Source organism: Cupriavidus agavae (assembly GCF_004217045.1).
GTDB classification, from domain to species: domain Bacteria; phylum Pseudomonadota; class Gammaproteobacteria; order Burkholderiales; family Burkholderiaceae; genus Cupriavidus; species Cupriavidus agavae.
In genome coordinates this window covers 99,418-122,872 of sequence record NZ_SGXM01000009.1, presented here as the reverse complement: position 1 = coordinate 122,872, position 23,455 = coordinate 99,418, and the positions used below count along the sequence as shown (strand labels likewise).

Genomic DNA, 23,455 nt, shown 5'->3' with positions numbered 1-23,455 from the left:
ATGACAGCCGGGATGCCGGGGCCGGCGCGGGCCGGCATGGCGCGCCACGCCATACAGGGCCGGGTGCGAAACGCATGCCAGCCGCTGGCAAGGAACTTGCGGACAAGGGCCATCTTCGCAACATATGGCACACCGATGAATCCGCGAGACACGCTCGACAGCATTGCCGCCCGGTACGTGGGGCCCGAAGGCATCCCGCTGCCCGGCCACGGCCGGACGCTGGCCCGCTGGCAGTTGCTGGCGGACATCGGCACCGGGTTCGGCGCGGTAGGCATCAAGCTGTTCGAGGCCCATGCCGACGCGTTGGCGATTCTGGCGGAAGTGGCCGATGCCACGCCGCCGGCAGGCTCGCGCTGGGCGGTCTGGGCCGCCGAGCCTCCCGATGCCCGCGTCGGCCTGAGCCCGGCCATCGATACCGATACCCGGGCGCTGGCCGCCGCCACCGGCATCCGCCACGGCGAGCCGGTGCTGCTGAACGGCCGCAAGGCATGGTGCTCGGGCGCCAACGGCGTCACGCACGCGCTGGTGACGTGCCATGGCGGCGACGGCTCGGCGCGGCTGGCCGCGGTGGACCTGCACGGCCCCGGCGTCACGATCACTACCGATGGCTGGCTTGCGGTAGGCATGGCAGCCACCTGCAGCGGCGATGTCCTGTTCGAGAACTGCCCTGCCCTCTGCATCGGCGGCGACCGCGCCTATCTGGACCGGCCGGGCTTCTGGCACGGCGGCGCGGGCATTGCGGCCTGCTGGTACGGCGCGGCACTGCCGCTGGCCGATGCCGTGCGCCACGCCGTGCGCCAGCGCAAGGACCCGCACGCGGCCGCGCATCTGGGCGCGATCGAGGGCGCGCTCGAAGCCGCCGCCGCGCTCCTGCGCGAGACGGCGGCATGGATCGACGCCCACCCCGCCGAGGACGCCTTCGTCCCGGCCATGCGCCTGCGCACGGTGGTCGAGGCGGCGGCCCAGACGGTGCTGCAGCGCGCCGGCCACGTATTGGGCGCCGGCCCGCTGTGCCGCAACGGCCGACTGGCTGCGCTCTACGCCGATCTGCCCGTCTTCCTGCGCCAGAGCCATGCCGAGCGCGACCTCGCGGCGCTCGGGCTGGCGGTGGCCGAAGAGGAAGACGCCGGGAGGTACCGGCCATGAGCGCAGCCACGAATTTCGACGCCATCTTCGAGCAGGCCGACCCTTGGGGCTTCGAGACCCTCTGGTACGAGGCCCGCAAGCGCGATGTGCTGATGGCCGCGCTGCCCGAGAAACGCTATGGCCGCGCGCTTGAAGCCGGTTGCGCCACGGGCCTGCTGACCGCCGAGCTGGCCACGCGCTGCGACACCCTGCTGGCCGTGGACCTGGCCGAGCGCGCGGTGCGGCGCACGCAGGCACGCATGGCGGCGCTGCCCCATGTGGATGTGCGCCGCGCCACGCTGCCCGCCGACTGGCCCGCGGGAACGTTCGACCTGATCGTGCTGAGCGAGATCGGCTACTACTTCGAGCGCGATGACTGGCGCGACACCGCGCGCCACGCCGGCGCCGCGCTGAATCCGAACGGCACGATCGTGGCCTGCCACTGGCTGCGCCCGTTTGCCGAGCGGCGCCTCGCCACGCGCCACGTGCACGGCGACGTGGCGCACCAGCCGGGCCTGCACCGCCATGTCCGGCATGTGGAGCCCGATTTCGTAATCGAAGTCTGGTCGCGTAACCCGCAAGCGCTGCGTCTGAGGGAGGCCATGCAATGATCGGCGTCGTCGTTCCCGCTCACAACGAAGAGGTCTGCCTGCCGGCATGCCTGGCCGCGCTGGCGGTGGCCGCGCGGCATCCGGGGCTGCTCGGCGAGCCCGTGCGGATCGCGGTCGTGCTTGACGACTGCTCCGACGACTCGCGTGCCATCGTCGAGCGCCATGCGGCCGCCGAGGCCGTCTGCCTGCCGATTGCGGCGCGCAACGTGGGCATGGCGCGCCACCATGGCGCCGAGTACCTGATGCGCGCCGGCGCGCGCTGGCTGGCCTTCACCGATGCCGACACCTGCGTGGCCCCGGACTGGCTCGTCGCCCAGCTCTCGCTCGGCGCCGACGCCGTATGCGGGCTGGTGACCGTGGACGACTGGAGCCAGCAGCCCGACCACGTACCGGCCCGCTTTGCCGCGCGCTATTGCCGGCAGGACGACCACCGCCACATCCACGGCGCCAACCTCGGCATCTGCCCGGTGGCGTACGCCCGTGCCGGCGGCTTCCCGCCCCACGCCAGCAGCGAGGACGTGGCGCTGGTGCAGGCGCTGATCGCCATCAACGCGCAGATCGCGTGGAGCACCCAGCCCCAGGTGGTCACCAGCGCGCGCCGCCAGGGCCGCGCCACGGGCGGCTTTGCCGACCACCTGGCCATGCTCGCTACGCTTTCTGCCGACGCCACGCAGGCCTAGCCCGCGCACAGCGCAGCAGTTCCTCGGCGTACGGCGCCACCACGAACACGAGCAGCGTCGCCATCAGCCCGGCCAGGTAGCTGGCCGGCAGCGGCTCCTCCTTGAGGCGCAGCCGGTAGTCAGGCTCGCCGGCGCCGCCGAACAGCGCCAGCAGTTGATCCCAGTGGACGCTCGCCACGAGCAGGAACGCCGTGATCGGCAGCACTTCGAGCAGGCTGTGCATGTGCTGTTCGAACGGCACGATCTCGCGGAAGCGCGACGCATACCGGACGTCGATCCATGCCGTCACCGCGTGCACGGCGATGCCCGCGACCATTGCCGCCAGCAGCAGCGCGTTGATCTCGAAGAACAGCGCCAGCAGCACCGGAATGCCTACCTGGGCCATCATCAGGCTGTGCATGGCCGATTCCGCCAGCCCGGCGTTCCGCTCGATCTGCGTGCGGCGGTGGCTCCACCAGTCGCCCAGCCCGGCCAGGATCCAGACCGGGATGACCCCATACATCAGTATCGTGCGCACGGCCTCCTGCATGCGGCCTCCTTTCCACTTGTGGACGGAACGTTCCGGGCGATGTATTGCAAGCTTCGCGCCCGGTTCTACATCGCGCGGGTAGAAACGACGTTGCCGGAATTGCAATCGGGTGCGCGCCCGGCCAACCCGGCCCATTGGCACGCATCGTGCGGGACAGCGGCGTCCGACCGACCACTTGATTCCCTTCTCGCAGACCCACGCCATGCCACAGATTCCGGGGCCCCTGACCGTCATTTCTCCGCATCTCGACGATGCGGTCTTCAGTTGCGGCTGCCTGATCGCGGCGGCCACGGACCCGATCGTGGTCACCGTGCTGGCCGGCATTCCCGACGCCCGGCTCGACGTGCCCGACTGGGACCGCGCGGCCGGCTTCGACAGCGTGCTGCACGCCGTCATGCACCGCCGGCGCGAGGATGCCAACAGCCTGGCGGCGCTCGGCGCCCGCCCCGAATGGCTCGACTTCCTCGACGGCCAGTACGGCAAGACCTATACGCCGGACCAGTTGCTGGGCGGGCTGGCGCGGTCTGCGGCGCTGCATCGCGGCGGCACGGTGGCCGTGCCGATGGGGCTGTTCCATAGTGACCATATCCTCGTGGCCGCCGCCTGCCTGCGCATGCACGCGATGGCGCAGGCGATGCACGCCACGCATCCGGTCAGCACCATGGACGACAGCCGCGGCGAACCTGCCCCGCTGCCGCCCCTGCAATGGATCTTCTACGAGGACGCCATCTACCGGCGCCTGCCCGGCCTTGTGCAGCGCCGCCTTTGCGCCTGGCTGCAGCAGGGGCTGGTGGCCACGCCGGTCACGTTTGCGCTGGCGCGCCACCAGCCGGCCAAGGCCCGCGCGGTGGAATCGTATGAAAGCCAGCTGCCGCTGTTCAACGCCGAGCAACTGGCCGATATCGCGGCGCCCGAGCGCTACTGGGCGCTCGCGGCGGCAGACGGCAGGCCCGGCTGAGGCCCGCCCCCCGCCTGCCTCCTCAACTGCGGTTCAGCGTGCGCTCGGGTGAAGTGTCCCCTCCCGGCGCCGCCGCGCCGCGCGGCTGCAGGCGGATGCCATTCTCGACCTGCCGCACGCCCGAGACGGACTCGGCGATCTCCTCGACTAGCCGCCGTTCGTAGCGGTCCTCGACCGTGCCACCCAGCTTCACCACGCCCGATTGCACTTCGACGGTGACCTCGGCCACGTCCACGCCGGGATGCATGGCCAGCCGGTCGCACACGTCGCCGAGCACGCGGTCATCGGGCCGGTCATGGTGCCTGAACCCCCGGCCCACCACGTTCGAGGAATGCACAGGGCGGGTAGGATGTTCGCGGTAGCCCGGGTCGCCGGGGTAAAGCCGCTGGGCGCCGTTGAAGGACTGGCCGCCGCTGCCGCTGTTGCCGAAATAGCCGGCCCCGCCGTAGCCCGGCTCGCCATCGCGCTGGGCGCGGTCGCGCGACGACAGATCCCGCCACGACTCGCCGCTGCCGTCGCTGCGGCCCGGGTTGCGGCGCTCGCCGCGTTCATCGTCACGATACTCGCGCCGGGCGCGCTGGCGCGGCTCGTCGTCGCGCGGGCCCAGGTCCACCAGGTTCTTCAGGAATTCGAACACGGTCTGCTCCTTGCGATCGGAAAACGTTGCTCCTGTACCTGGCAATTCGCAAATTCCATGCCGCTACTTGGGCCGGGGTGGCGCCAGCGCATCGCCCACGGCCGGCAGGTCGCCCTTGCGCCGCAGCGTGACGGCCTGTGCCACGGCCGCCGCCACATTCTCCACTTCGCGCTGGAATGCGGTGTCGGCGTCGAGCGTCCGGTGCGAGGTAGCGTATGGCTCGTAGTACCCCACGTATCGGTCGAGCTGCGACACCGCGCCCGCCTCGATCAGCCCCATCCAGCGCAGCCAGTCGGCCAGCGAGCGGCGCAGGCCCTCGATGCCGGCCACATCGCCGTGCACGACAAGGCCGAACACGCGGCCATCCAGATGCTTGGGATAGTTCCAGCCATCGAGTTCGAGCTGCTTGGCCTCGGCCACGGTCTTGCCATGCGTGCTGCTGGGGTCGGGATTGCCGCCGTCCGCGCACACCAGCCGGTCGATCATCAGCTTCAGCGGGCTCGTGGCCTGGTACCAGTACGTAGGCGTCACGATCAACACGCCATGCGCGGCCACCCAGCGCGGGTAGATCTCGTTCATCCAGTCGTTGACCTGCCCGAGCGCGTGGTTCGGGTAGCAACTGCAGGGCCAGTGGCACAGCGGCATCGCCGTGGACACGCAGCCCTTGCACGGATGGATGGTCAGGTTCGGGTCCGATGTCAGCCGGCTCAGGTCGAGCACGTCGACCTGCATGCCTAGCCCTTCCATGCGGGCACGGGCCAGTTGCGCCATGCGCCACGATTTCGACATCTCGCCGGGGCAAGTGAAGTCATTGCGCGAGGCCGCCACCACCAGCAGTACGCGCGACGGGCTGCCGGCGTCCTCATGCCCGCGCTGGGCCTCGGCAATGGCGTCGCGCGCCTGCAGCCACTCGACGGCCACCTCGTAGCCGGGATCGGCGGCGCCGGGGCCCGCCCTGGCGGTGACCGGTGCCTTGCGGCTATCTGCGTAGGCGTCCCAGGCAATCTGTTCGAGGCGGTCGATGGCGGCATCCTCGGCGCGGAAGGCCGGATCGAAGAAGCGCGCCCGGAAGCGCTCGCGGAACAGCTCGCGCGAGCGCTTCCCGGTCACCTGGCCCTTGCGGATGTCGTGGGCGGCCGGGTTGTCCGGATTTTTGGTTGTCGTCATGGGGACCGCTCCGCGCCTACTGCGGCGGCTGCCCGTTCGAGGCGCTCAGCCCGCCATCGACCGGCAGGTTCACGCCGGTGACGAAGCGCGCGTCCTCGCTGGCCAGGAACGCAATGGCACCGGCGATATCCTCGGGCTCGGCCGTGCGGCCCAGCGCGATGCGCTCGCGGAACTTGTCGAGCAACGCCTCATCCCCGAACATGTCGGCGGTCAGCTCCGTCCGGGTCAGCGACGGACACACCGAGTTGATGCGCACCCCGTCACGGCCATAGTCGAGCGCCAGCGCCCGCGTAAGATTTACCACCCCGCCCTTCGCAGCGTTGTAGAAGCTCAGGTTCCAGTCGGCGCCGAGGCCGGACACCGAAGCGGTGTTCACGATGCATCCCTTCGAGCGGATCAGGTGCGGCAGCGCGGCGCGCGCCCCGTAGAACACACCGTCGAGATCGATCGACATCACCTTGCGCCAGTCTTCGACCGACGCCTCGGTGGCCCGCCCCTCGGACGCCACCCCGGCATTGTTGACCATCACGTCGAGACGGCCGAAACGGTCCACGGCGGCCTTGACCAGCGCCTCCACCTCGGACAGCTTGCTGACGTCGGCAGGGTGCACCAGCGTGCGGTCCTGCGGCATCTGCGCGGCCACTTTTTCCAGCTTCCCGCGTGTCCGCCCGGCCAGCACCACTGCCGCGCCCTCCTCGGAGAACCGTCGCGCGGCCGCTGCGCCGATGCCCGAACCCGCTCCCGTGACGATCACCACCTTGCCCTTGAATCGATCCATGTCTGGCTCCTTGCCTGCCGTTGTTCCTGGAACGTCACGCGCAAGGAGCTTGCCAGCCGCGGGCATGCCAGTTGCACGTCTGCGGTTTCCTCTTACCGCTTTTCAGCACAGGAGCAAGGCTATGCAACCGAACTCTCCCGGCCAGGGCGCCGGCATCGTCGGCACGGGCGTGGGCGAGGGCCCCGGTCCCGAGGTGATGGCCGCATCGAGCCTCGACGACACGAAGGTCTACTCGTCAGACGACGAACACGTGGGCGAAATCAAGGAGATCATGATCGACGTGCAGGCGGGCCGCGTGGCGTACGCGGTGCTGACCACGGGCGGTTTCCTCGGCATGGGCGACACGCTGCATGCCATTCCGTGGAGCGCGCTGGTGATGGATACCGACGCCAAATGCTTCCGCCTCGGCCTGACCGCCGAACGCATCAAGAATGCGCCGGGCTTCAACAAGGACAGTTGGCCGGCAATGGCCGATCCGCAATGGGCGGCATCGGTCTACAAGTACTATGAGCGGGACCCGTATTGGACCGGGACGTCGACGGGCGGGCCGCTGGGCGCCGGGCCGCTTTGAGCGGTGGTTCAATGATGGGTCGCTCCCCGCTCCCGCTTGCGGGAGGGGGGAGTCAGCCGCGTCAGGACTGTGTCAGAAACCCCAGCACCGCCTTGTTGAACCCCTCCACCTGCTGCAGGTTCGACAAATGCGCGGCGTACAGTTCGACGTACTGCGCGCCCGGAATCGTCTCCGCCAGGAATCGGCCGTCGGCAGGCGGCGTAGGCATATCGCCAGAGCCGGCGATGACCAGGGTCGGCGCCTTGATCCCGGCAATCTCCCCACGCAGGTCGGAATCGCGCACCGCACGGCAGTTCGCGGCGTAGCCCTGCGCGTCCGTGTCGCTCAGCATCGCGCGCAGTTCGGCCACCAGGGCCGGCTGCCCGGCCGCGAAATCGGGCGTCAGCCATTTGTCGACCACGGCGGCGGCGATCGAACCCACCCCGTCGCGCTCCACGGCGGCGGCGCGGTTGGTCCAGTTCTCGGGCGGGCCGATGTAGGCCGCCGTATTGCACAGAATCAGGCGCTCCAGGCGATCGGCGTGATGGATGCCGAGCCACATGCCCGTGATGCCGCCCATCGACAGCCCGCAAAAATGCACGCGCTCCAGCCCCAGGTGATCGAGCAGCGCAATCACGTCGGCGCCCAGCTGGGCAATCGTGTACGGGCCTTCGGTCACACCCGACTGGCCGTGGCCGCGCGTGTCGTAGCGCAGCACCCGGAAGTGGCGCGACAGCCCGGCGATCTGCGGATCCCACATGCGGAAGCTGGTCCCGAGCGAGTTCGACAGCACCAGCACCGGCAGGCTCTCGTCGCCATCGAACTGGTAGTGCAGCCTGACGCTGGCGGGGCCGGCAAGGTCGGCAAAAGGCATGGCGGGTCTCCGGTTCAGTTCTGGGCGATGGCCGAACCGTGCTGCGCCAGCGCGGTCACCTTCATTTCCATGTACGGGTAGAGCGGCAGGCCGGTCAGGATCGTGTGCAGTTCGTCGGCGTCCCTGACGTCGAAGATGCTCACATTGGCGTAGAGCCCGGCCACGCGCCACAGGTGGCGCCACTTGCCGTCACGCTGCAATTGCTGGGAGTACGCCTTTTCGTCGGCCTTGATCTTGTCGGCCACTTGCGGGTCGAGCGTCTGGGGAATGCGGACAGTCATTTCGACCATGAACAGCATGGGCGGTCTCCTGCGGATACGGGGGATTGGGAAGGGTTCGGGGGCGTGCCGGCCCGGCGTCAGATGTGGCGCACGCCGTCCAGGTAGGCCTTGCGCCAACGTACGATCTTCACCTCGGCAAACAGGCCCACCTGGTGGAACGGGTCGGCCTCGATGAACGCCTGGGCGGCTTCGCGGGTGTCGACATCGACGATGTAGAGCCCGCCGCCACCGTCGCTGCCATCATCGGCCAGCTTGGCGCCACAGGCCAGCAGCAGCGCCTTGTTGGCCTCCAGGAAGTCCAGGTGCGTGGGCCGGTTGGCCTGGCGCACGTGCTGGTGGTCGGGCTTGTCGAAGGTTTCGATCAGGTAGGGCATGCGGTCTCTCCAGTCGGTTGGGGTCGGTACGGCTCAGTGCGTCATGATGCCCCAGGCCAGCAGCGCCACGATATAGATCGCGCCCACCCAGAACATCATGATCACGGTGTAGCCCATCACGTCCTTGAGCTTGAGCTTCGAGAGCGCCAGCGCCGGCAGGATCCAGAACGGCTGCACCAGGTCGTTCCAGGCATTGCCGAGCATCACCGACATCGACGTCTGCGCCACCGAACTGCCGATGGCCTTGGCCGCATCGATCATGAACGGACCCTGGATTACCCAGTGGCCGCCACCCGAAGGCGCGAAGAAGTTGATCACGAAGCTGCTCACCAGACCCCAGAACGGCAGGGTCTGCGGCGTGGCGATGTCGACGAACACGCGCGAGATGGTATCCACCAGCCCCGAGCCCGCCATCACCGCCATGATGCCCGCGTAGAACGGGTACTGCAGGATGATGCCCGAAATCGTCTTGATGCCCTCGTTCAGCCGGGCCACGTAGTTGGCCGGCGTGCCCAGCAACAGCACGCCGATGAACAGGATCAGGAAGTTGATCAGGTTCAGGTCCAGCGTACCGCCCTGCATGAAGTACAGCACCGCATAGGCCATGCCGCACAGCCCGATCACCAGGCTCAGCAGGCGGCTGTTGTTCATGCGCGTGGCCAGCGTGTTCTCGATTCCCATGCTGTGCCCGCCCGCCGCGCTCTCGGCGGCCATGTTCTCCTCGCGGATCTCGACCACGTCCCTTGCGTCGCGCGGATGCAGCATGGCGTTGAGCAGCGGCAGCGTGACGATCACGGCCAGGCTGGTCAGCAGCATCGGCGCGGAGAAGATGGTGTCCTTGAGCGCGATGACGCCCATCAGCTTCTCCATCGGGTGTCCCGGCGTGGAGATCAGTACCGGAATGCTGGCCGACAAACCCAGCCCGTACATCGTGAAACCGCTATAGGCCGAGGCGATGATCAGCGGGTAGTGCACGCCCTTGACCTTGATCGCCAGCTTGCGCGCGATGATGCCGCCCACCACCAGGCCGAAGCCCCAGTTCAGGTAGCTGCCGATACCGCCCACCAGCGTGGCGACGATGATCGCGCCGCGCGGCGTGGCCACGCGCGCCACGATGCTGTTCAGGAACCGGTCCACCAGCGGCGCGGTGGCCAGCACATAGCCCATGGCCAGGATCACGGCCATCTGGGTGGTGAACGAGAGCAGGTTCCAGAAACCCTTGCCCCAGTTCAGGATCACGGCGCTGGCGCCCTGCCCCTCCACCAGCATCGCCATGACCATGCTGAGCAGCGTCAGGCCGATGGCGAATACAAACGGGTCCGGCAAATACCGGCGCATCAGTTCTGTGAAGAACCCGGCAACCTTGTTCAAGGCTTGTCTCCTGAAATCCGAAATGACCGCATATCGAACCAGCGTTCTACATGCGAACGTCTTCTCTACAAGCCGGCAGCGTATGCGGTCGCCAGAAGCAATGTCAAGGCAATGAAAGGTGGGATTCAGGCCATCAAACGCAATGGTTCGATGTTGCGGCGCAATGCGAAGATGACAGGGTTGTCATGTTGAAAGCCGAGCAAGCACAGGGCGGAAACGGGTTTTTGCATTGCACAAAAAGCACGCCCGGCCGGAAGATCGCTCCGGCCGGTATCCGCACACAATAGCTGCCGCTGAAAGGTTGGCGAAACGGCTATGTCTGGACGCGCAAATGGTTCTGCACATCCTTTACGCCGATCACGTGGTCAGCGATGTCTTCGATGCGATGTTTCTGGCCCCGGTCGCGTACGGTGCCGCGCAGGCTGACCACGCCGGCCGCCACATCCACCTCGACTTCGCTCAGGTCCAGATGCGCATCGTCGGCCAGCCGCTCGCAGACATCGTCGCGCACACGCTCGTCGGCACGCTGATAACCCTTGGGCCAGCGGGGCTCACCGCGCTGCAGCGGGTTGAAATCTGCGCCTTCCCGCTCGCGCGGCATGCCCGCCGCGCGCCCGCCGGCACCGGGCCGATGCCGCAGCGCGTCGTCGGTGTGCCGATCCTGCCAGTTCACATCGGCCGCGCGGTTCCAGGTGCCGCGCCCCGGCCCGGCACGCAGGCCATCGTTCTCGTCAATCCCATACGCGGCAGGATCGACCCGCGCGTCGGCACCAATACCCCGGCCATCGCGCGCCTGCCGCGCCCACGGACGCGGATAGGAATCCGGCTTGTTCCCGATATCCTCGGTCTGGTCATGAACGGCCCAGTCACTGCCTTCGTTCGGCACGCCGGCCTTGAACCATCGGTTCTGCTCTGTCATGGCGGTTCTCCGAAATTCTGGTGAATGCCATGTGATGCAAGACTTGTTCCGAGCCGCAACTGACGCAGACTGGGCCGTGGATCGCGCAATGCGCGGATAACTCCGCCGGCGAAGGCAAGAATTACACGGAGAGGGACGCCGGGTCTTCCCGGCGCTTACCGATCGTCGTAGTGATATCGGCAGCTGACAATCGACAGCGCGACGTCATCGGCCTTGTAGATCAGACGATTCGTATCGTCGATCCGTCTTGACCAGAATCCTGCAAGGTTACCCTTCAACGGCTCAGGTTTGCCGATGCCCTCGAAAGGCGAGCGTCGGGCGTCCTCGACCAGTTGATTGATTCGCTTCAGCGTCTTGCGATCCTGCCCCTGCCAGAACAAGTACTGCACCCATGCATCGTCAGTAAACAGGATGTTTCGGCTCATTCGGAGGGAGTCTCCGGATCGAGCAAGGTATGTTGCCGCGCCTCGCCCTTCCGTAACTGTTCGAGAGATCGAGCCAGGTGGGCGGCGTTGGCCGGCGAGTTCAGCAGATAGATCGTCTCGGCCCAACTATTGTATTGCTCTTGAGACATGATCACCGCGTTGGGCGCGTCGCGCCGCGTGATGAGAACCGCGTCGTGATCTTCAATGGCTTGGTCGATCACCGCCTTGAGGTTATTCCGCGCGTCAGAAAAGTGGACAGTGCGCATCGCAAACTCCAGTACTTGTTCAATTAACTGTACAAGTATAGCCCTTCAACCGGTTGGCCGATACCCGCCATGCAACGCAAAAACCCCGGTCGACGCGATGTCGGCCGGGGCTGGCGAAAACCGTCAAACGGAGGTTACGCCGACTGCACGCGATACCGCTCCAGCCAGTGCGCATATGGCGCCGGCAGCACCCACGACGGGCGCTCCAGGCCCAGCTTGAGCGCTGTCTGGTACGGCCAGTGCGGGTTCGCCAGCATCGCGCGGCCCACCATCACCAGGTCCATCTGGCCTTCCTCGACCACGCGGTTGGCTGCCACCGGGTCATCGATACCCCACGACGACGCCACCGGCAGGCCGGCTTCGCGCTTCACGCGGTCGGACACCGGTGCCAGGAAGGCCGAGCCCCAGGGGATCTTGGCGTCCGGCGTCGAGAAACCGACGCTGACGTTCAGCATGTCGAGACCACCCTCGCGCATGGCACGGACCAGTTCGATCGATTCGGCCAGCGTCTGCTCGTCGCGGCCGTCGTACTCGATCACGCCGAAACGGGCAGTCAGCGGCAGGTTGGCCGGCCAGACCTCGCGCACGGCGGCCAGCGTTTCCAGCAGGAAGCGGCCCCGGCCGGCGGCGTCGCCGCCATAGCCATCGGTACGCGTATTGCCGTGGACCGAGAAGAAGCTCTGCGCCAGATAGCCGTGCGCAAAGTGCAGCTCAAGCCACTGAAAGCCGGCATCGCGGGCACGGATCGCGGCGGCCACGAAATCGGCCTGGACGCGCTCGATGTCCGCCTGCGTCATCGCCTTCGGCATCTTGTTCAGATTCGCACCGAACGGCACCGCCGACGGCGACAGCGTTTCCCAGCCGCGCGGATCGTCTTCGGCGATGTGGTCGTCGCCTTCCCACGGCCGATTGGCGCTGGCCTTGCGGCCGGCGTGGGCAATCTGGATGCCCGGTACGGCGCCGCCTGCCTTGATGGCTGCCGCGATCTTCGCCATACCCACCGCCTGCTCGTCATTCCACAGGCCCGTGTCTCCCGGGGAGATCCGGCCCTCCGGCGAGACCGCGGTGGCCTCGACGATCACCAGACCCGCGCCGCCGCGCGCCAGACCGGCGTAGTGCGACAGATGCCAGTCGGTGGTGAAGCCGTCGACGGCGCTGTACTGGCACATCGGCGGCACCGCGATGCGGTTGCGCAGCGTGACGTCCTTGAGGGTGAACGGCGTGAAAAGTGCGGGCGTAGTCATGTCAAATCCATATTCTGTTGCAATGCAGCGAATATAGTGGCGCCTCGCTATAATGAAAACCGATTCCGCGTTATCCCCTCGATAAGATTTCATTATGCTGAACCCGCAATGGCTGCGTTCGTTCGCCATGTTGGCGCAGGCCGGCAGCTTCACCGCCGCCGCCGACGAACTGAAACTGACCCAGGCCGCCGTCAGCCAGCACATCCGCCACCTTGAAGACGCGCTTGGCCCGCTGCTGATCCGCCGCCCCCGCGCGCTGGAACTGACCCCGGCCGGCAAGGCGCTGCTTGAATACTGCGCCGAGATGGAGCGCGCCAACGAACGCCTCCATGCCCGGCTGGCCGATGACGGCGAGGTCGGCACCGTGGGCCTGATCACGCCCGGCAGCATCGGCCTGTTCCTCTATCCGCGCCTGCTCGACCTGCAGGCGATGACCCCGGGCCTCGTCATCCGCCACCGCTTCGCCCCCGACGCCGAAGTCCTCGAAGCCGTGCTGCACAACCGCTTCGAGATCGGCCTGGTCATGCTCAAACCCGACGATCCGCGCCTCACTGCGAGTGCGTTCAGCGAGGAACCACTCGAACTGGTCTATCCGGCCGGCGAGCGCATCGATTCGTGGCAAGACCTCGAACGCATGGGTTTCATGGACCACCCCGACGGCAAGGCAATGGCCAGCCGCCTGCTGAGCCGCCATTTCCCCGGCAACCCCGGCGTCCAGACCCTGCCCTGCCGCGGCTTCAGCAACCAGGTGGGCCTGATGCTCGAACCGGTGGCGCGCGGCTTCGGCTTCACGGTCATCCCGCGCTACGCCCGCCAGGCATTCGCCAACCAGGAGGCGATCGAAGTCGTGCAGTGCAATGTGCCCGTGGTCGACACCCTCTGGCTCATCCACCGCGCCGAATGGCCACTGTCGCCGCGGGCGGCACGGGTGGTCGAGTACCTGCGGCGGCAGGTGAAGGCGGTGTGAGACCAGATTCCACGTCATCAGTCATGCTGGCGGCATTGCATCACGTGGACGACACCACCTTCCACGATGTAGACCAGCCGGTCGCCCCGGCTGATCCGGCGCGACCAGAAGCCCGAGAGATCCCCCCTCAGAGGCTCCGGCTTGCCCGTGCCGGTGAAAGGCGTCCTGGAGATTTCTTCGATCAGTGCATGGATGTCTTCAACAATGCGCGGGTCGTTCGCCTGCCAAAAGAGATAGTCTTCCCAGGCGTGGCGGGAAAATGCCACTTTGCCCCTACCTGCGACGGACGCTTTGTTCCTTGCTTTCTGCTTCTGCGTCATTCTTCAGCAATTCCCGTTCTACGGTTTTGCCGGCCTTGAACTCGGCGATGGATTCCCGCAGCCGCGCTGCATTTTTCTCGGAGCCCAACAGATGCAGTGTCTCCAGCATGCTGTTGTAGTCCTCGAGCGAGATCAGTACGACATGCTCGCCACGCTGCCGGGTGATAACCGTCGGTTCATGGTCCCTGCACACGGCATCCAGCGCCTGCTTGAAGCTGGCGCGTGCCTCGCTGAAAGTCATTACGTTCATATCTGATGGCGGGGTAGGCGGCGCACATCCCACATGTAAGCGCCAGAGAAACATTGTACTAACTTCTGTACCTACCATGAACAAACTCCCTTGATTGGCCGCGAGGTTGAATACTGCATATCCATACAGTGTTCGGACGTTTTGGCGCAACGCAAATCCTGTGCAGGAATCGCCAAGACAACCCCGCCCACCTCGCATACCCTCTCCACCCAATCTCCACCACTGCGCCCCGAACCGGCAGCCCCCGCTCGCCGATCCACACCATGCCCCGCCCCGTTCCTGCCTGGTTGCCCGTCGTGGGCTTCGTCCTGATCTGGTCCACCGGTTTTATCGTCGGCAAGGCTGTCGTGCCGGTGGCCGATACGAGCCTGTTCCTGCTGGCGCGGTTCGCGCTGGCGGCGCTGCTATTCCTCGGGCTGGCGCTGGCCGCCGGGGTCGCGTGGCCGCCGCTGGCGCAGGTGCCGCGCCACCTGCTGGCCGGGGCGCTGATGCAGGGCGTCTACCTGTGTGCCGGTTACGGCGCGGTGGCGCATGGGATGTCGCCGTCGATCATGGCGTTGCTGGGCGCGCTGCAGCCGCTGCTGACGGCGCTGCTGGCCATTCCGCTGCTCGGCGAGCGGCCGTCCGGGCGCACCTGGCGCGGACTGGGGCTGGGCGCGGCAGGGGTGGCTCTGGTAGTCTTGCCGGCGATGCGGGCCGGCGCGCCGCACACGGTGTCGCCGCTCGTGCTGCTGATCGGCCTGCTGGCCATACTCTCGATCACGATGGGAACGCTGCTCCAGAAAACCTCGATCGCGCGCGCGGACATCCGCGCCAGCTCGGCCTGGCAGAACGCCGGGGCCTTGCTCGTGGCCGTGGTGGTGGTGGGCGTCACGTCGGCAACATCGGGCGGCTTCACGGCGCTGCGCTGGACGCCCGGCGCCACGCTCTGGGTCACCCTGGGCTGGGCCGCGCTGGTGCTGTCCGGGCTCGGCACGTGGCTGTTGCTCGGCCTCGTGCGGCGCGGCCAGGCCGCAAAGGCTGCCGCGCTGATGTTCCTGGCCCCGCCGCTGGCAGCCGTGCAGGCCGCGCTGCTGTTCGGAGACCGGCTCGGGCCGGTGCAATGGCTCGGCATGGCCGTGGCCGGCTTCGGCGTATGGCTGTGCCAGACGCAAGGTAGTGCGCGGCATGCCGAAGCTCGTTGACCACGCCTCGCCGCTGGTCGAGCCGCGCCGCTATCCGCGCCGGCCGTTCGGCCATGCGCACGATTACCACCAGTTGCTGTTTGGCGTCGATGGCGAGATCGAACTCGAAATCGACGGCCACGCCTATCGCGTCGATGCGGGGCGCGGCCTGGTCATCCCGGCGGGTGCCCACCATCTCTGCGCCGGGCTGACCGACAACCTCCAGCTCGTGGCCGATTTTCCGGCCAGTTCCGTGGCGCTGCCCGCACGGCTGATGGCCCGGCCGCGCACGTTCCCGATCGATGGCGCGTTCGCCTCGCGCGTACGCCTGCTCGCCACCGTGCAGGAGGCCGGCAGCACGTCGAGCCAGATGGCCTGGCAGCGGGCGGCCGCGCTGGCCGGGGGGCTGTCCGGCATGCTCGGGCTGCGCGACATGCCGGCTGACGCCGCGCGGTTTCCGGTATCCGATATCGACCGCTACCTGCGCGCCAACCTGGCCACGCCGCTGCGTGTCGAGGCGCTGGCGGCCCGCATTGGCTGGGGCGCGCGCCGCTTTCACACGCTGTTCTGCGAGGCGTTCGGCGACACGCCGCACGGCTACCAGACCCGCCTGCGGCTCGATCAGGCCGTGCAGTGGCTGATGGTCGGCACCATGCCGCTGGCGGAGATCGCCCAGGGGGTGGGCTACCCCGACCAGACCACCTTCACGCGGGCCTTCGCGCGCCGTTTCGGCATGCCGCCCGGCACGTGGCGATCCGCCTCCACGGCGCCCGGCAATATTTACAAAGGCAAGTAAGTAGCACACGGCGCCGGCGCGAGCCGCCACGCAGGCACAAGGCCGGGCCACCGGTACGAAACTTGCGCAGCGTACCCTTCGCCATGCCAAACACCGCCGACGCCCCCCTGCTCCGCCCCGGCCACAACTGCTGGCGCGTGGAACCGTGCAACCGCTTCGCCATGCTCGTCGATGGCGACGCGTACTTTCCCGCGCTGCGCGAGGCGCTGACGCGCGCCGAGCACACGGTCTTCATCCTCGGCTGGGACATCGACAGCCGCATGCGCCTGCTGCCCGACGAGCCCAACGATGGCCTGCCCGCCGAACTGCGGGATTTCCTGATCGCACTGTGCCGGCGGCGCCGCAAGCTGCGCGTCTACGTGCTGAGCTGGGACTTTGCGATGGTGTTCGCGCTCGAACGCGAATTCCTGCCTTCGGCCCGGCAGCACTGGCAGAGCCACCGCCGGCTTTCATTCCATCTCGACGGCAACCATCCGCCCGGCGCCTCGCATCACCAGAAAGTGGTCGTGATCGACCATCAACTGGCATTCTGCGGCGGGCTGGACCTGACGATCCGCCGCTGGGACACCCACCACCACCTGGCCGACGAGCCGCGCCGCGTGGACCCTGACGGCAAGCCCTACACCCCCTTCCACGATGTGCAGTGCGTGGTCGACGGGCCGGCCGCCGCCGCGCTGGGCGACATTGCCGCCGAGCGCTGGTTCAGCGCCACGGGCCGCCGTCCGCGCGTGCCGAAGGCGAAGGCGAAAGCGGTCCCCGGCCCGGACCGCTGGCCGCAGCAGGTCAATCCCGATGTCACGGACGTACGCGTCGGCATCAGCCGCACGTTCCCGCCGCGCGACGACACGCCCGCCATCAACGAGATCCGTGCGCTCTACGTGGATGCCATCGCCGCCGCGCGCGACCACATCTATCTCGAAAACCAGTACTTCAGTTCGGGGCTGATCGCCGATGCCTTCGAGGCGCGCCTGCGCGACGCCGACGGGCCGGACATCGCGCTGGTCTCGCGCCGCACCGAAAGCGGCTGGCTGGAGGAAGCCAGCATGGGCGTGCTGCGCGCGCGCCTGTGCCGCGAGCTGCGCGACGCCGATCCGCAAGGCCGCTTCCAGCTCTACTGCCCCCATGTGCCCGACCTCGGCGATGCCTGCGTGAACGTGCACAGCAAGGTCATGGCCGTGGACGACCGCCTGCTGACCATCGGCTCGGCCAATCTCAGCAACCGCTCGTTCGGGCTCGACACCGAATGCAACGTCACGCTCGAAGCCAACGGCGACCCGCGCGTGGCCAAGGCAATCCGTGCGATGCGCGACCGGCTGCTCTGCGAGCACCTGGCGGTCACCCCCGAGGAACTGGCGCAGGCGGTGCAGGCCAGGCCGCGCCTGAACCAGGCACTGGCCGCGCTGCACCGGCCCGAGGGCCGCACGCTGCAGCCGTTCACGCCGACCGTGCCCGACGACATCGACGCCGCCGTGCCGGACGCCGCGCTGCTCGACCCCATCGAGCCGATCGACACGGACCAGATCATGGCCGAGTTCGTGAGCCACGAGGCGCGTCCGCAAGTGGCCAACCGGGTGGCGGTGCTGATGGCGCTGGTACTCGTGGTGGCCGGCGTGGCGTTTGCCTGGCGCTATACGCCGCTGCGCGAATGGGCCGACTTCCGGCACGTGCTTGGCATCGTGCAGGACATCGGGCGCATGCCGCTGGCCCCGCTGGCGATGGTGGGGGTCTTCGTGGCCGGCGGGCTGCTGATGGTGCCGGTCACGGTACTGATCGTGGTGACAGTGGTGGTGTTCGGGCCGCTCTACGGCGCCGCGGTGGCACTGGCGGGCACCGTGCTGAGCACGGCGGCCACCTACACCGTGGGCCGCCTGCTCGGCCGCAACGCCGTGCAGCGCTTCGGCGGCACGCGGCTGAACCGGCTGAGCCAGCAGGTTGGCCAGCACGGCCTGCTGGCGATGGTGGTACTGCGGCTCGTGCCGGTGGCGCCGTTCACGCTGGTCAACCTGGTGGTGGGCGCCTCGCGCATCCGGCTGCGCGACTGCCTGCTCGGTACGGCCATCGGCATGACGCCGGGCATCCTGCTGTCGGCCTCGCTGGTCAATCGCATCGCCGCGGCGGCGCGCGATCCCAACGCCATCACGTTTGCGCTGCTGGGGCTGGTGCTGCTGATTCCGGCGGGCCTCTGGTGGGTGCTGCGCAGGCGGCGCCGGCGTCGCAGCGATGCGGCAGCCCAGGCCGCCGAGGCCGCGCGCTGGGGCACGCCGGGCCAGGCCTGCTGCACGCCGCGCGCCCCCGGTACGGCCACCACCCGCCCGGCCCGTCGCGCGGCCGGCACGGAGGCTCCGCACGCGGGAGGCGCCCGGTGAACGCACCCCACCCGGCTTCCCACCTTCCCGTGGGCGCGCTCCACGCCGATATCTCGGTGGCCAGCTACAACATCCATGGCGGCGTCGGCACCGATGGCCACTTCGTGCCGAACCGGATCTGCGACGTGCTCTGCGAACTGCGCGCCGACCTCGTGGCGCTGCAGGAGGTGGAGACACGCGGCACGGGCTTCGACATGCTGCAGTTCCTGTCCCAGCGCACGGGCCTGCACGCCATTCCCGGCCCCACGCTCGTGCGCGACGATGGCGACTACGGCAACGCACTGCTCACGCGCTACCGGCCGCTGAGCGTGCGCCACATCGACCTCAGCGTGAAGCGCCGCGAGCCGCGCGGCGCCATCGATGCCCAGCTCGAATGCAATGCGATCGAGTCCGGCACCTTCGCGCTGCGCGTGATCGCCACGCACCTGGGGCTGCTGCCGAGCGAACGGCGCTGGCAGGTACGCCGGCTGCTGACCGCGCTGGCCGAAGCACCCGAGCAGCCCACCATCCTGCTGGGCGATGTCAACGAGTGGTTCCTGTGGGGACGTCCGCTGCGCTGGCTGCACGCGTACTTCGAGCGCACGCCGCATGTGTCCACGTTCCCGTCGCGCTGGCCCTTCCTCGCGCTCGACCGCATCTGGACCTCGCCGCGCGCCCATCTGCTGGCCGTGGCCAGCCACCGCACCGCGATGGCAAGACTTGCATCCGACCACCTGCCGCTGCTGGCACGCATGCGGCTCGTTTCGCGTTAGCGTTGCCGATAGTTCTGGCGTTTTTACGATGTTTGTGGCCCGCTGCGGTGCAATACGGCACGCCTGCGCGCGGCCATCCACCATGGCCGGCACGGTATGCGGCGCAGCGGCAATACGGGTATTTCGCTAGGCTTGCGCGCTAGATCGGGGCATCGTGCATGCCTATACTGAAATTGCGCCCGGTGCGTCGCGTGCAGCGTGCGATGCCGGTGCCGAATAACGACAGGGCAGGCGAATGGCGCTCCCGGGAGGACGCCGCCGATGGTTCGACAGAGCCTGCCCGAACAACAGGAAAGTGGAGATGGGCATGCCCAGCGAACAGTTCCTAGCCATCCAGGAAACCCGCCGCTCGGGGCTACGTGCCTTGCGCGCGGCGCTGCTCGAGGTACACAAGGAAGTGATCGGCTACGACCGCGGCCAGTACGAGAGGCTGCACGGTCCGATTCCCGCCGGGCAATTTGTCCAGCTCATCACCGAAGAGGCGTTCTTCCGCTGGCTCGATCCGCTGTCGCGGCTGATCGTCGAGATCGACGAGGAACTGGACGGCGACGAGCATCACGACGAAACCTGCCGCGCGGTGGCCGGTGCCACGCAGAAGCTGTTCAGCGATCGCGGCGACGAAGCCTTCCGCAAGCGCTATCAGGAGGCCCTGCAGGACGAGGCCTCGGTGACCGTAGCGCATGGCCGGCTGATCTCGGTGATCGGCCAGTTGCGGCAGCTTCCCTGACTGGCTGATGCCAGTCAGGCCGCCACGCTAGCGGCGGCCGCGACCGCCCCCGCCGCCCCGGTAGCCGCCGTGGCCGCCGCCGTAGCCACCTCGATAACCACCCCGATAGCCTCCGCCATACGCGCCCCGGTAGCCGCCACGGTAGCCGTGGTAGCCCCGTCCGCCGTAGTAGCCGGGATAGCCGCGATAGCCCCGGTAACCGTAGTAGCTCCCGCTGCCGATCCACACCCCGCCGTAGACACGCGGGCCGTAGTACGCATTGGGATAACCGTACGGGTAGCCGCCGTAGTAGTAGGTTGAGTAGGGGTAGGTGGGCGGATAGGACGCGTAGCCGGTCGAGTAGGTGACACTTCCCGAGCCGCCCGAGACATAGGCCGACGTGTAGCCCGGCGAATAGGCCGAGGGATAGGCAGTGGAGTAGGCGGGATACCCGTCGTAGCCCGGATACGCCACGCAGCCGGCGAGCACGCTCGCGAACGCGAGCACGATGCCCGCCCTGATCCTCGGCATCGCACCATGCAGGTCACCACGCATACCGGCCTCCGTCGTCTGCTTCGGCGCCGGGTTGTCGCGCCGCAAACGTTAGACACGAATCGGCGCAAAGAAGTCCATATTTAAAGATTCTTCGATTTCGGAATCAGAATCCTCTCCATACACTCCGTCTCACCCGTGCAACACGGGTGACCCAACGGAGTTCAGGGTGACCCCTCCCCTGCGACTCATGCTTCAGATGCCACGTTGCTCCCCGCCGCGTGGCATCCTTTTTTTTTGGGTGTCTGCCGGCCTCAGCCGGCCAGCAATCCCTTCTCCACCATCTCCAGCAACCTTGGCCCGATCTGCGCGGCCTGCTCGCGTGCGTGGCTGCGCAACGGACCGTCGATCAGCATGATCGCGAGCCCGTGCACCGCTGCCCACGCAATGTATTCGGCGCCGGGCCGGCGCTGCGCAGGCAGGATACCGGCGTCGACCCAGCTATCCAGCGCGGCGCCGAGCAACTCGAACGGATTCATGCCGCTGTTGCCGGCCTTGGCGGGATCGGTATCGCTCTCCACATCGTCAGGCACCGAGAACGCGGTGCGGAACAGCCCCGTCTCTTCGAGCGCGAAACGCAGGTAGCCCGTGCCCACCGCGCGCAGGCTGCCGCGCGCCCGCTCGGTGGGGGAGGCATCGGCCGGCAGCGCGGCAAGCTCGGCTTCCATTGCCATGGCCAGGCTCGACAACGCCGCAGCGCGCACGGCCTGCAGCAGATCCTGCCGGTTGGCGAAATGGCGATAGGCGGCGTTCGGCACCACCCCGGCCCGGCGCGTGGCCTCGCGTAGCACGATCGCATCGGGTCCGCCGTGGCGCGCCAGGTCGATGCCGGCTTCGAGCAGCGCCCGGCGCAGGTCGCCATGCCGATAGGTGGTACGGGTGGGCGGCGGGCTGGCGGCGAGTCGGGTCATGCTCCCCCTATGTGGACAGCGTCCATCTCATTGGCATTAATAGTAGACAGTGTACACAAATAGTGCCAGTTTCCCGGGGTGCGCGGGGCGCCGCTAGAGGATGGGCGCGAACAGCTTGGCCACGTGCATGGCCACGCGCAGCACCGCCGGCGCGCCAAGAAAATCGGCGCTGTCGATCCGTCGCGCCTGGGCGAAATCGGCTTCGAGCATGCGCGCCACATCGGCCGCGAACGCCGGATGGGCGGTCATCACCATCATTTCGAAGTTGAGCCGGAACGAGCGATTGTCGAGATTGGCCGTCCCCACGGCCGCCGCCACATCGTCGATCAGCACCACCTTCTGATGCAGGAAGCCAGGCTGGTAGCGGTAGATCTTCACGCCGGCGCGGATCGCCTGGTAGGCGTAGATCGTCGATGCGCCAAAGACCACCAGATGGTCCGGCCGCGACGGGATCAGGATGCGCACGTCCACGCCGCGCAGCACGGCCAGCCGCAGCATGGCGAACACGGCCTCGTCGGGCACGAAATAAGGCGAGGTCATCCAGAGCCGGCGCGTGGCCGACTGGATCGCCTCGACGAAGAACAGCGAGCAGGTCTCCTGCGCATCGGCGGGGCCGGACGGCACCACCTGGCACACCATGTCGCCGGCCTTGCCCGGCGGCGGCATCATCAGGTATGGCACCTCGCGCGCGGCCCAGTACCAGTCTTCCGCGAACGCCATCTGCAAATCCAGCACAGCCGGGCCGCGGATCTCGATATGGGTGTCGCGCCACGGCGCCAGCGGGGCGCGCTTGCCCAGGTATTCGTTGCCCACGTTGTGGCCGCCCACGAAGGCGCGCGCACCGTCCACCACCACGAGCTTGCGGTGGTTGCGGAAATTGAGCTGGAAGCGATTGACAAAGCCGGGATGCGTCGAGAACGGCCGCGCCTGCACGCCGGCCTGGTGCAGCACGCGCACGTACTCGCGCCCTAGCCCGTGGCAGCCGATGCTGTCATAGAGGAAATAGACCCGCACCCCGGCCTGGGCGCGCTCGCAGAGCCGGCGCTGCAACGCGCGGCCGAGTTCGTCGTCGTGGACGATGAAGAACTGGACGATGATCTGTTCGGTGGCGGCGTCGATCGCCGCGAAGATGGCCTCGAACGTGGCGTCGCCATTGATCAGCAGCCGCACGTCGTTGTTGCTCAGGCACGGGATGCCGGTCAGTGCCGGCAACGCGCGCAGGCACGCCTGGGGCGGATGGTGCACGACGCTGGCGCCCAGTGCCTCGCGCTCGGGCACGGTCATCCCCTGGCGGATCTCGCGCAGGCGGTCGTCGTTGAAGCGGCGCGCGTTGACATAGCCGGCAAAGCGGCTGCGCCCGAAGATCAGGTAAGGCACCAGCGCGAAGTACGGCATCATCACCAGCGACCCCGCCCAGGCAATGGCGCCCGGCGCGGTACGCACCGTCATGACGGCGTGCAGGGCAGCCACCACGCCCACGCAGTGGAACGCGACCACGACCGCGGCAATCAGGCTAGGACTCAGCATCGGCAACTGGCGGCCTCGACGGCCTCCCTGATCCGGAGAGCCGTATTCTGGCACGGCAAGTCACTTACCCGCACCCATACCAAGGTGCGGGGCTGCCCATACTGCCCATTTTTTAATCACGCCGACGCGTGGACGGCCCCGCCGGCCCGCCGGGCTGGTCCCGCCCTGGTTATCCACAACTTCTGTGGATAAGCGGCAGTTGGCCGGTTTCATGACAAAAACCTGTCCTTCGCGCGACATCCGGCGACAACTGTGACGCCATCGCAGCCCATTTAAGGAAACCGCGATTGTTGCAGCGCCCCCCCGTCGATACGCTGCGACGAGCGTTTTGCCCTTTTAATGCGTTTTGCAGGATC

General features: G+C 67.8%; 28 protein-coding genes. 11 read left to right on the top strand and 17 right to left on the bottom strand.

Going from position 1 to position 23,455, the window contains the following annotated elements:
- Positions 1-135: 135 nt before the first annotated feature.
- From EV147_RS22565 to EV147_RS22555, 3 genes are read left to right on the top strand one after another with little or no spacing between them, the layout of a single operon-like run.
- Positions 136-1,146 (top strand): acyl-CoA dehydrogenase family protein, encoded by a 1,011-nt coding sequence (locus tag EV147_RS22565; protein ID WP_130393443.1) that lies wholly within the window; start codon positions 136-138, stop codon positions 1,144-1,146.
- Positions 1,143-1,736 (top strand): class I SAM-dependent DNA methyltransferase, encoded by a 594-nt coding sequence (locus EV147_RS22560; protein ID WP_130393442.1) that lies wholly within the window; start codon positions 1,143-1,145, stop codon positions 1,734-1,736. The genes EV147_RS22565 and EV147_RS22560 overlap by 4 nt, the downstream gene beginning before the upstream one ends.
- Entirely contained in the window at positions 1,733-2,416 is a 684-nt protein-coding gene (locus EV147_RS22555) for a glycosyltransferase (RefSeq protein WP_130393441.1), read from the top strand. Before EV147_RS22560 ends, EV147_RS22555 begins: the two co-directional genes overlap by 4 nt.
- Here the strand turns inward: EV147_RS22555 and EV147_RS22550 are convergent.
- Complete coding sequence (locus tag EV147_RS22550) at positions 2,385-2,945, bottom strand: diguanylate cyclase (protein ID WP_130393440.1); 561 nt, start codon at positions 2,943-2,945, stop codon at positions 2,385-2,387. The genes EV147_RS22555 and EV147_RS22550 overlap by 32 nt on opposite strands.
- A gap of 202 nt (positions 2,946-3,147) precedes the next feature.
- Between EV147_RS22550 and EV147_RS22545 the strand changes: the two genes are divergently transcribed.
- The gene (locus tag EV147_RS22545; RefSeq protein WP_130393439.1) at positions 3,148-3,903 is read left to right on the top strand and encodes a PIG-L family deacetylase; all 756 of its coding nucleotides are present in this window, start codon (positions 3,148-3,150) and stop codon (positions 3,901-3,903) included.
- A gap of 22 nt (positions 3,904-3,925) precedes the next feature.
- On the opposite strand, the gene EV147_RS22540 is transcribed toward EV147_RS22545, so the two are convergent.
- The 3 genes from EV147_RS22540 to EV147_RS22530 form a co-directional block, all read right to left on the bottom strand.
- Positions 3,926-4,540: a BON domain-containing protein gene (locus EV147_RS22540; RefSeq protein WP_130393438.1), complete on the bottom strand. Its 615-nt coding sequence runs from the start codon at positions 4,538-4,540 to the stop codon at positions 3,926-3,928.
- Between the two features lie 63 nt (positions 4,541-4,603).
- On the bottom strand, positions 4,604-5,707 hold the full coding sequence (locus EV147_RS22535) for a flavodoxin family protein (protein ID WP_130393437.1): 1,104 nt from the start codon (positions 5,705-5,707) through the stop codon (positions 4,604-4,606).
- 16 nt (positions 5,708-5,723) lie between these two features.
- The gene (locus EV147_RS22530) at positions 5,724-6,485 is read right to left on the bottom strand and encodes an SDR family NAD(P)-dependent oxidoreductase (RefSeq protein WP_130393436.1); all 762 of its coding nucleotides are present in this window, start codon (positions 6,483-6,485) and stop codon (positions 5,724-5,726) included.
- 121 nt (positions 6,486-6,606) lie between these two features.
- Between EV147_RS22530 and EV147_RS22525 the strand changes: the two genes are divergently transcribed.
- Positions 6,607-7,056, top strand: a complete 450-nt coding sequence (locus EV147_RS22525) for a PRC-barrel domain-containing protein (RefSeq protein WP_130393435.1) — start codon at positions 6,607-6,609, stop codon at positions 7,054-7,056.
- A 61-nt stretch (positions 7,057-7,117) separates the two neighbouring features.
- Here EV147_RS22525 and pcaD read toward each other — a convergent pair whose 3' ends face one another.
- The 8 genes from pcaD to EV147_RS22485 form a co-directional block, all read right to left on the bottom strand.
- On the bottom strand, positions 7,118-7,909 hold the full coding sequence (pcaD, locus tag EV147_RS22520; protein WP_130393434.1) for a 3-oxoadipate enol-lactonase: 792 nt from the start codon (positions 7,907-7,909) through the stop codon (positions 7,118-7,120).
- A 14-nt stretch (positions 7,910-7,923) separates the two neighbouring features.
- Complete coding sequence (gene catC, locus EV147_RS22515) at positions 7,924-8,208, bottom strand: muconolactone Delta-isomerase (protein ID WP_130393433.1); 285 nt, start codon at positions 8,206-8,208, stop codon at positions 7,924-7,926.
- A gap of 59 nt (positions 8,209-8,267) precedes the next feature.
- Positions 8,268-8,564 (bottom strand): YciI family protein, encoded by a 297-nt coding sequence (locus tag EV147_RS22510; RefSeq protein WP_130393432.1) that lies wholly within the window; start codon positions 8,562-8,564, stop codon positions 8,268-8,270.
- A 33-nt stretch (positions 8,565-8,597) separates the two neighbouring features.
- A complete protein-coding gene (locus EV147_RS22505) occupies positions 8,598-9,935 on the bottom strand; it encodes a short-chain fatty acid transporter (RefSeq protein ID WP_130393431.1) in 1,338 nt (445 codons plus the stop codon).
- Between the two features lie 313 nt (positions 9,936-10,248).
- A complete protein-coding gene (locus EV147_RS22500; protein WP_130393430.1) occupies positions 10,249-10,854 on the bottom strand; it encodes a BON domain-containing protein in 606 nt (201 codons plus the stop codon).
- 155 nt (positions 10,855-11,009) lie between these two features.
- Positions 11,010-11,279, bottom strand: a complete 270-nt coding sequence (locus EV147_RS22495) for a Txe/YoeB family addiction module toxin (RefSeq protein WP_130393429.1) — start codon at positions 11,277-11,279, stop codon at positions 11,010-11,012.
- Complete coding sequence (locus EV147_RS22490) at positions 11,276-11,545, bottom strand: type II toxin-antitoxin system Phd/YefM family antitoxin (protein WP_130393428.1); 270 nt, start codon at positions 11,543-11,545, stop codon at positions 11,276-11,278. Before EV147_RS22490 ends, EV147_RS22495 begins: the two co-directional genes overlap by 4 nt.
- Before the next feature lie 134 nt (positions 11,546-11,679).
- The gene (locus EV147_RS22485; RefSeq protein WP_130393427.1) at positions 11,680-12,789 is read right to left on the bottom strand and encodes an NADH:flavin oxidoreductase/NADH oxidase; all 1,110 of its coding nucleotides are present in this window, start codon (positions 12,787-12,789) and stop codon (positions 11,680-11,682) included.
- Between the two features lie 94 nt (positions 12,790-12,883).
- Here EV147_RS22485 and EV147_RS22480 point away from each other — a divergent pair, with 94 nt between their 5' ends.
- Positions 12,884-13,756, top strand: a complete 873-nt coding sequence (locus tag EV147_RS22480; RefSeq protein WP_130393426.1) for a LysR family transcriptional regulator — start codon at positions 12,884-12,886, stop codon at positions 13,754-13,756.
- A gap of 17 nt (positions 13,757-13,773) precedes the next feature.
- Here the strand turns inward: EV147_RS22480 and EV147_RS22475 are convergent, their stop codons facing one another.
- Positions 13,774-14,076: a Txe/YoeB family addiction module toxin gene (locus EV147_RS22475; RefSeq protein ID WP_130393425.1), complete on the bottom strand. Its 303-nt coding sequence runs from the start codon at positions 14,074-14,076 to the stop codon at positions 13,774-13,776.
- Positions 14,030-14,317, bottom strand: a complete 288-nt coding sequence (locus EV147_RS22470; protein WP_328591149.1) for a type II toxin-antitoxin system Phd/YefM family antitoxin — start codon at positions 14,315-14,317, stop codon at positions 14,030-14,032. Before EV147_RS22470 ends, EV147_RS22475 begins: the two co-directional genes overlap by 47 nt.
- Before the next feature lie 272 nt (positions 14,318-14,589).
- Here EV147_RS22470 and EV147_RS22465 point away from each other — a divergent pair, with 272 nt between their 5' ends.
- The 5 genes from EV147_RS22465 to EV147_RS22445 all read left to right on the top strand — a co-directional run bounded on the left by EV147_RS22465 (position 14,590) and on the right by EV147_RS22445 (position 20,130).
- Entirely contained in the window at positions 14,590-15,510 is a 921-nt protein-coding gene (locus tag EV147_RS22465; RefSeq protein ID WP_130393423.1) for a DMT family transporter, read from the top strand.
- Positions 15,494-16,285, top strand: coding sequence for a helix-turn-helix transcriptional regulator (locus tag EV147_RS22460; RefSeq protein WP_130393422.1), 792 nt, complete (start codon positions 15,494-15,496; stop codon positions 16,283-16,285). The genes EV147_RS22465 and EV147_RS22460 overlap by 17 nt, the downstream gene beginning before the upstream one ends.
- An 83-nt stretch (positions 16,286-16,368) precedes the next feature.
- Positions 16,369-18,651, top strand: coding sequence for a VTT domain-containing protein (locus EV147_RS22455; protein WP_130393421.1), 2,283 nt, complete (start codon positions 16,369-16,371; stop codon positions 18,649-18,651).
- Positions 18,648-19,403, top strand: a complete 756-nt coding sequence (locus EV147_RS22450; protein ID WP_130393420.1) for an endonuclease/exonuclease/phosphatase family protein — start codon at positions 18,648-18,650, stop codon at positions 19,401-19,403. The genes EV147_RS22455 and EV147_RS22450 overlap by 4 nt, the downstream gene beginning before the upstream one ends.
- A gap of 301 nt (positions 19,404-19,704) precedes the next feature.
- Positions 19,705-20,130 (top strand): hypothetical protein, encoded by a 426-nt coding sequence (locus EV147_RS22445; RefSeq protein ID WP_130393419.1) that lies wholly within the window; start codon positions 19,705-19,707, stop codon positions 20,128-20,130.
- A 27-nt stretch (positions 20,131-20,157) separates the two neighbouring features.
- Here the strand turns inward: EV147_RS22445 and EV147_RS22440 are convergent, their stop codons facing one another.
- From EV147_RS22440 to cls, 3 genes are all read right to left on the bottom strand, one after another.
- On the bottom strand, positions 20,158-20,664 hold the full coding sequence (locus EV147_RS22440; protein WP_235844927.1) for a hypothetical protein: 507 nt from the start codon (positions 20,662-20,664) through the stop codon (positions 20,158-20,160).
- 251 nt (positions 20,665-20,915) lie between these two features.
- Positions 20,916-21,572, bottom strand: coding sequence for a TetR/AcrR family transcriptional regulator (locus tag EV147_RS22435; RefSeq protein WP_130393418.1), 657 nt, complete (start codon positions 21,570-21,572; stop codon positions 20,916-20,918).
- A gap of 93 nt (positions 21,573-21,665) precedes the next feature.
- Positions 21,666-23,099, bottom strand: a complete 1,434-nt coding sequence (gene cls / locus EV147_RS22430) for a cardiolipin synthase (protein ID WP_130393417.1) — start codon at positions 23,097-23,099, stop codon at positions 21,666-21,668.
- Between the last annotated feature and the right edge of the window lie 356 nt (positions 23,100-23,455).

Coding starts and splice junctions, on each gene's coding strand:
- EV147_RS22565 (WP_130393443.1), top strand. CDS start 136: ATGAATCCGCGAGACACGCTCGACAGCATTGCCGCCCGGTACGTGGGG.
- EV147_RS22560 (WP_130393442.1), top strand. CDS start 1,143: ATGAGCGCAGCCACGAATTTCGACGCCATCTTCGAGCAGGCCGACCCT.
- EV147_RS22555 (WP_130393441.1), top strand. CDS start 1,733: ATGATCGGCGTCGTCGTTCCCGCTCACAACGAAGAGGTCTGCCTGCCG.
- EV147_RS22550 (WP_130393440.1), bottom strand. CDS start 2,945: ATGCAGGAGGCCGTGCGCACGATACTGATGTATGGGGTCATCCCGGTC.
- EV147_RS22545 (WP_130393439.1), top strand. CDS start 3,148: ATGCCACAGATTCCGGGGCCCCTGACCGTCATTTCTCCGCATCTCGAC.
- EV147_RS22535 (WP_130393437.1), bottom strand. CDS start 5,707: ATGACGACAACCAAAAATCCGGACAACCCGGCCGCCCACGACATCCGC.
- EV147_RS22530 (WP_130393436.1), bottom strand. CDS start 6,485: ATGGATCGATTCAAGGGCAAGGTGGTGATCGTCACGGGAGCGGGTTCG.
- EV147_RS22525 (WP_130393435.1), top strand. CDS start 6,607: ATGCAACCGAACTCTCCCGGCCAGGGCGCCGGCATCGTCGGCACGGGC.
- pcaD (WP_130393434.1), bottom strand. CDS start 7,909: ATGCCTTTTGCCGACCTTGCCGGCCCCGCCAGCGTCAGGCTGCACTAC.
- catC (WP_130393433.1), bottom strand. CDS start 8,208: ATGCTGTTCATGGTCGAAATGACTGTCCGCATTCCCCAGACGCTCGAC.
- EV147_RS22510 (WP_130393432.1), bottom strand. CDS start 8,564: ATGCCCTACCTGATCGAAACCTTCGACAAGCCCGACCACCAGCACGTG.
- EV147_RS22500 (WP_130393430.1), bottom strand. CDS start 10,854: ATGACAGAGCAGAACCGATGGTTCAAGGCCGGCGTGCCGAACGAAGGC.
- EV147_RS22495 (WP_130393429.1), bottom strand. CDS start 11,279: ATGAGCCGAAACATCCTGTTTACTGACGATGCATGGGTGCAGTACTTG.
- EV147_RS22490 (WP_130393428.1), bottom strand. CDS start 11,545: ATGCGCACTGTCCACTTTTCTGACGCGCGGAATAACCTCAAGGCGGTG.
- EV147_RS22485 (WP_130393427.1), bottom strand. CDS start 12,789: ATGACTACGCCCGCACTTTTCACGCCGTTCACCCTCAAGGACGTCACG.
- EV147_RS22480 (WP_130393426.1), top strand. CDS start 12,884: ATGCTGAACCCGCAATGGCTGCGTTCGTTCGCCATGTTGGCGCAGGCC.
- EV147_RS22475 (WP_130393425.1), bottom strand. CDS start 14,076: ATGACGCAGAAGCAGAAAGCAAGGAACAAAGCGTCCGTCGCAGGTAGG.
- EV147_RS22470 (WP_328591149.1), bottom strand. CDS start 14,317: ATGACTTTCAGCGAGGCACGCGCCAGCTTCAAGCAGGCGCTGGATGCC.
- EV147_RS22465 (WP_130393423.1), top strand. CDS start 14,590: ATGCCCCGCCCCGTTCCTGCCTGGTTGCCCGTCGTGGGCTTCGTCCTG.
- EV147_RS22460 (WP_130393422.1), top strand. CDS start 15,494: ATGCCGAAGCTCGTTGACCACGCCTCGCCGCTGGTCGAGCCGCGCCGC.
- EV147_RS22455 (WP_130393421.1), top strand. CDS start 16,369: ATGCCAAACACCGCCGACGCCCCCCTGCTCCGCCCCGGCCACAACTGC.
- EV147_RS22445 (WP_130393419.1), top strand. CDS start 19,705: ATGGGCATGCCCAGCGAACAGTTCCTAGCCATCCAGGAAACCCGCCGC.
- EV147_RS22440 (WP_235844927.1), bottom strand. CDS start 20,664: ATGCGTGGTGACCTGCATGGTGCGATGCCGAGGATCAGGGCGGGCATC.
- EV147_RS22435 (WP_130393418.1), bottom strand. CDS start 21,572: ATGACCCGACTCGCCGCCAGCCCGCCGCCCACCCGTACCACCTATCGG.
- cls (WP_130393417.1), bottom strand. CDS start 23,099: ATGCTGAGTCCTAGCCTGATTGCCGCGGTCGTGGTCGCGTTCCACTGC.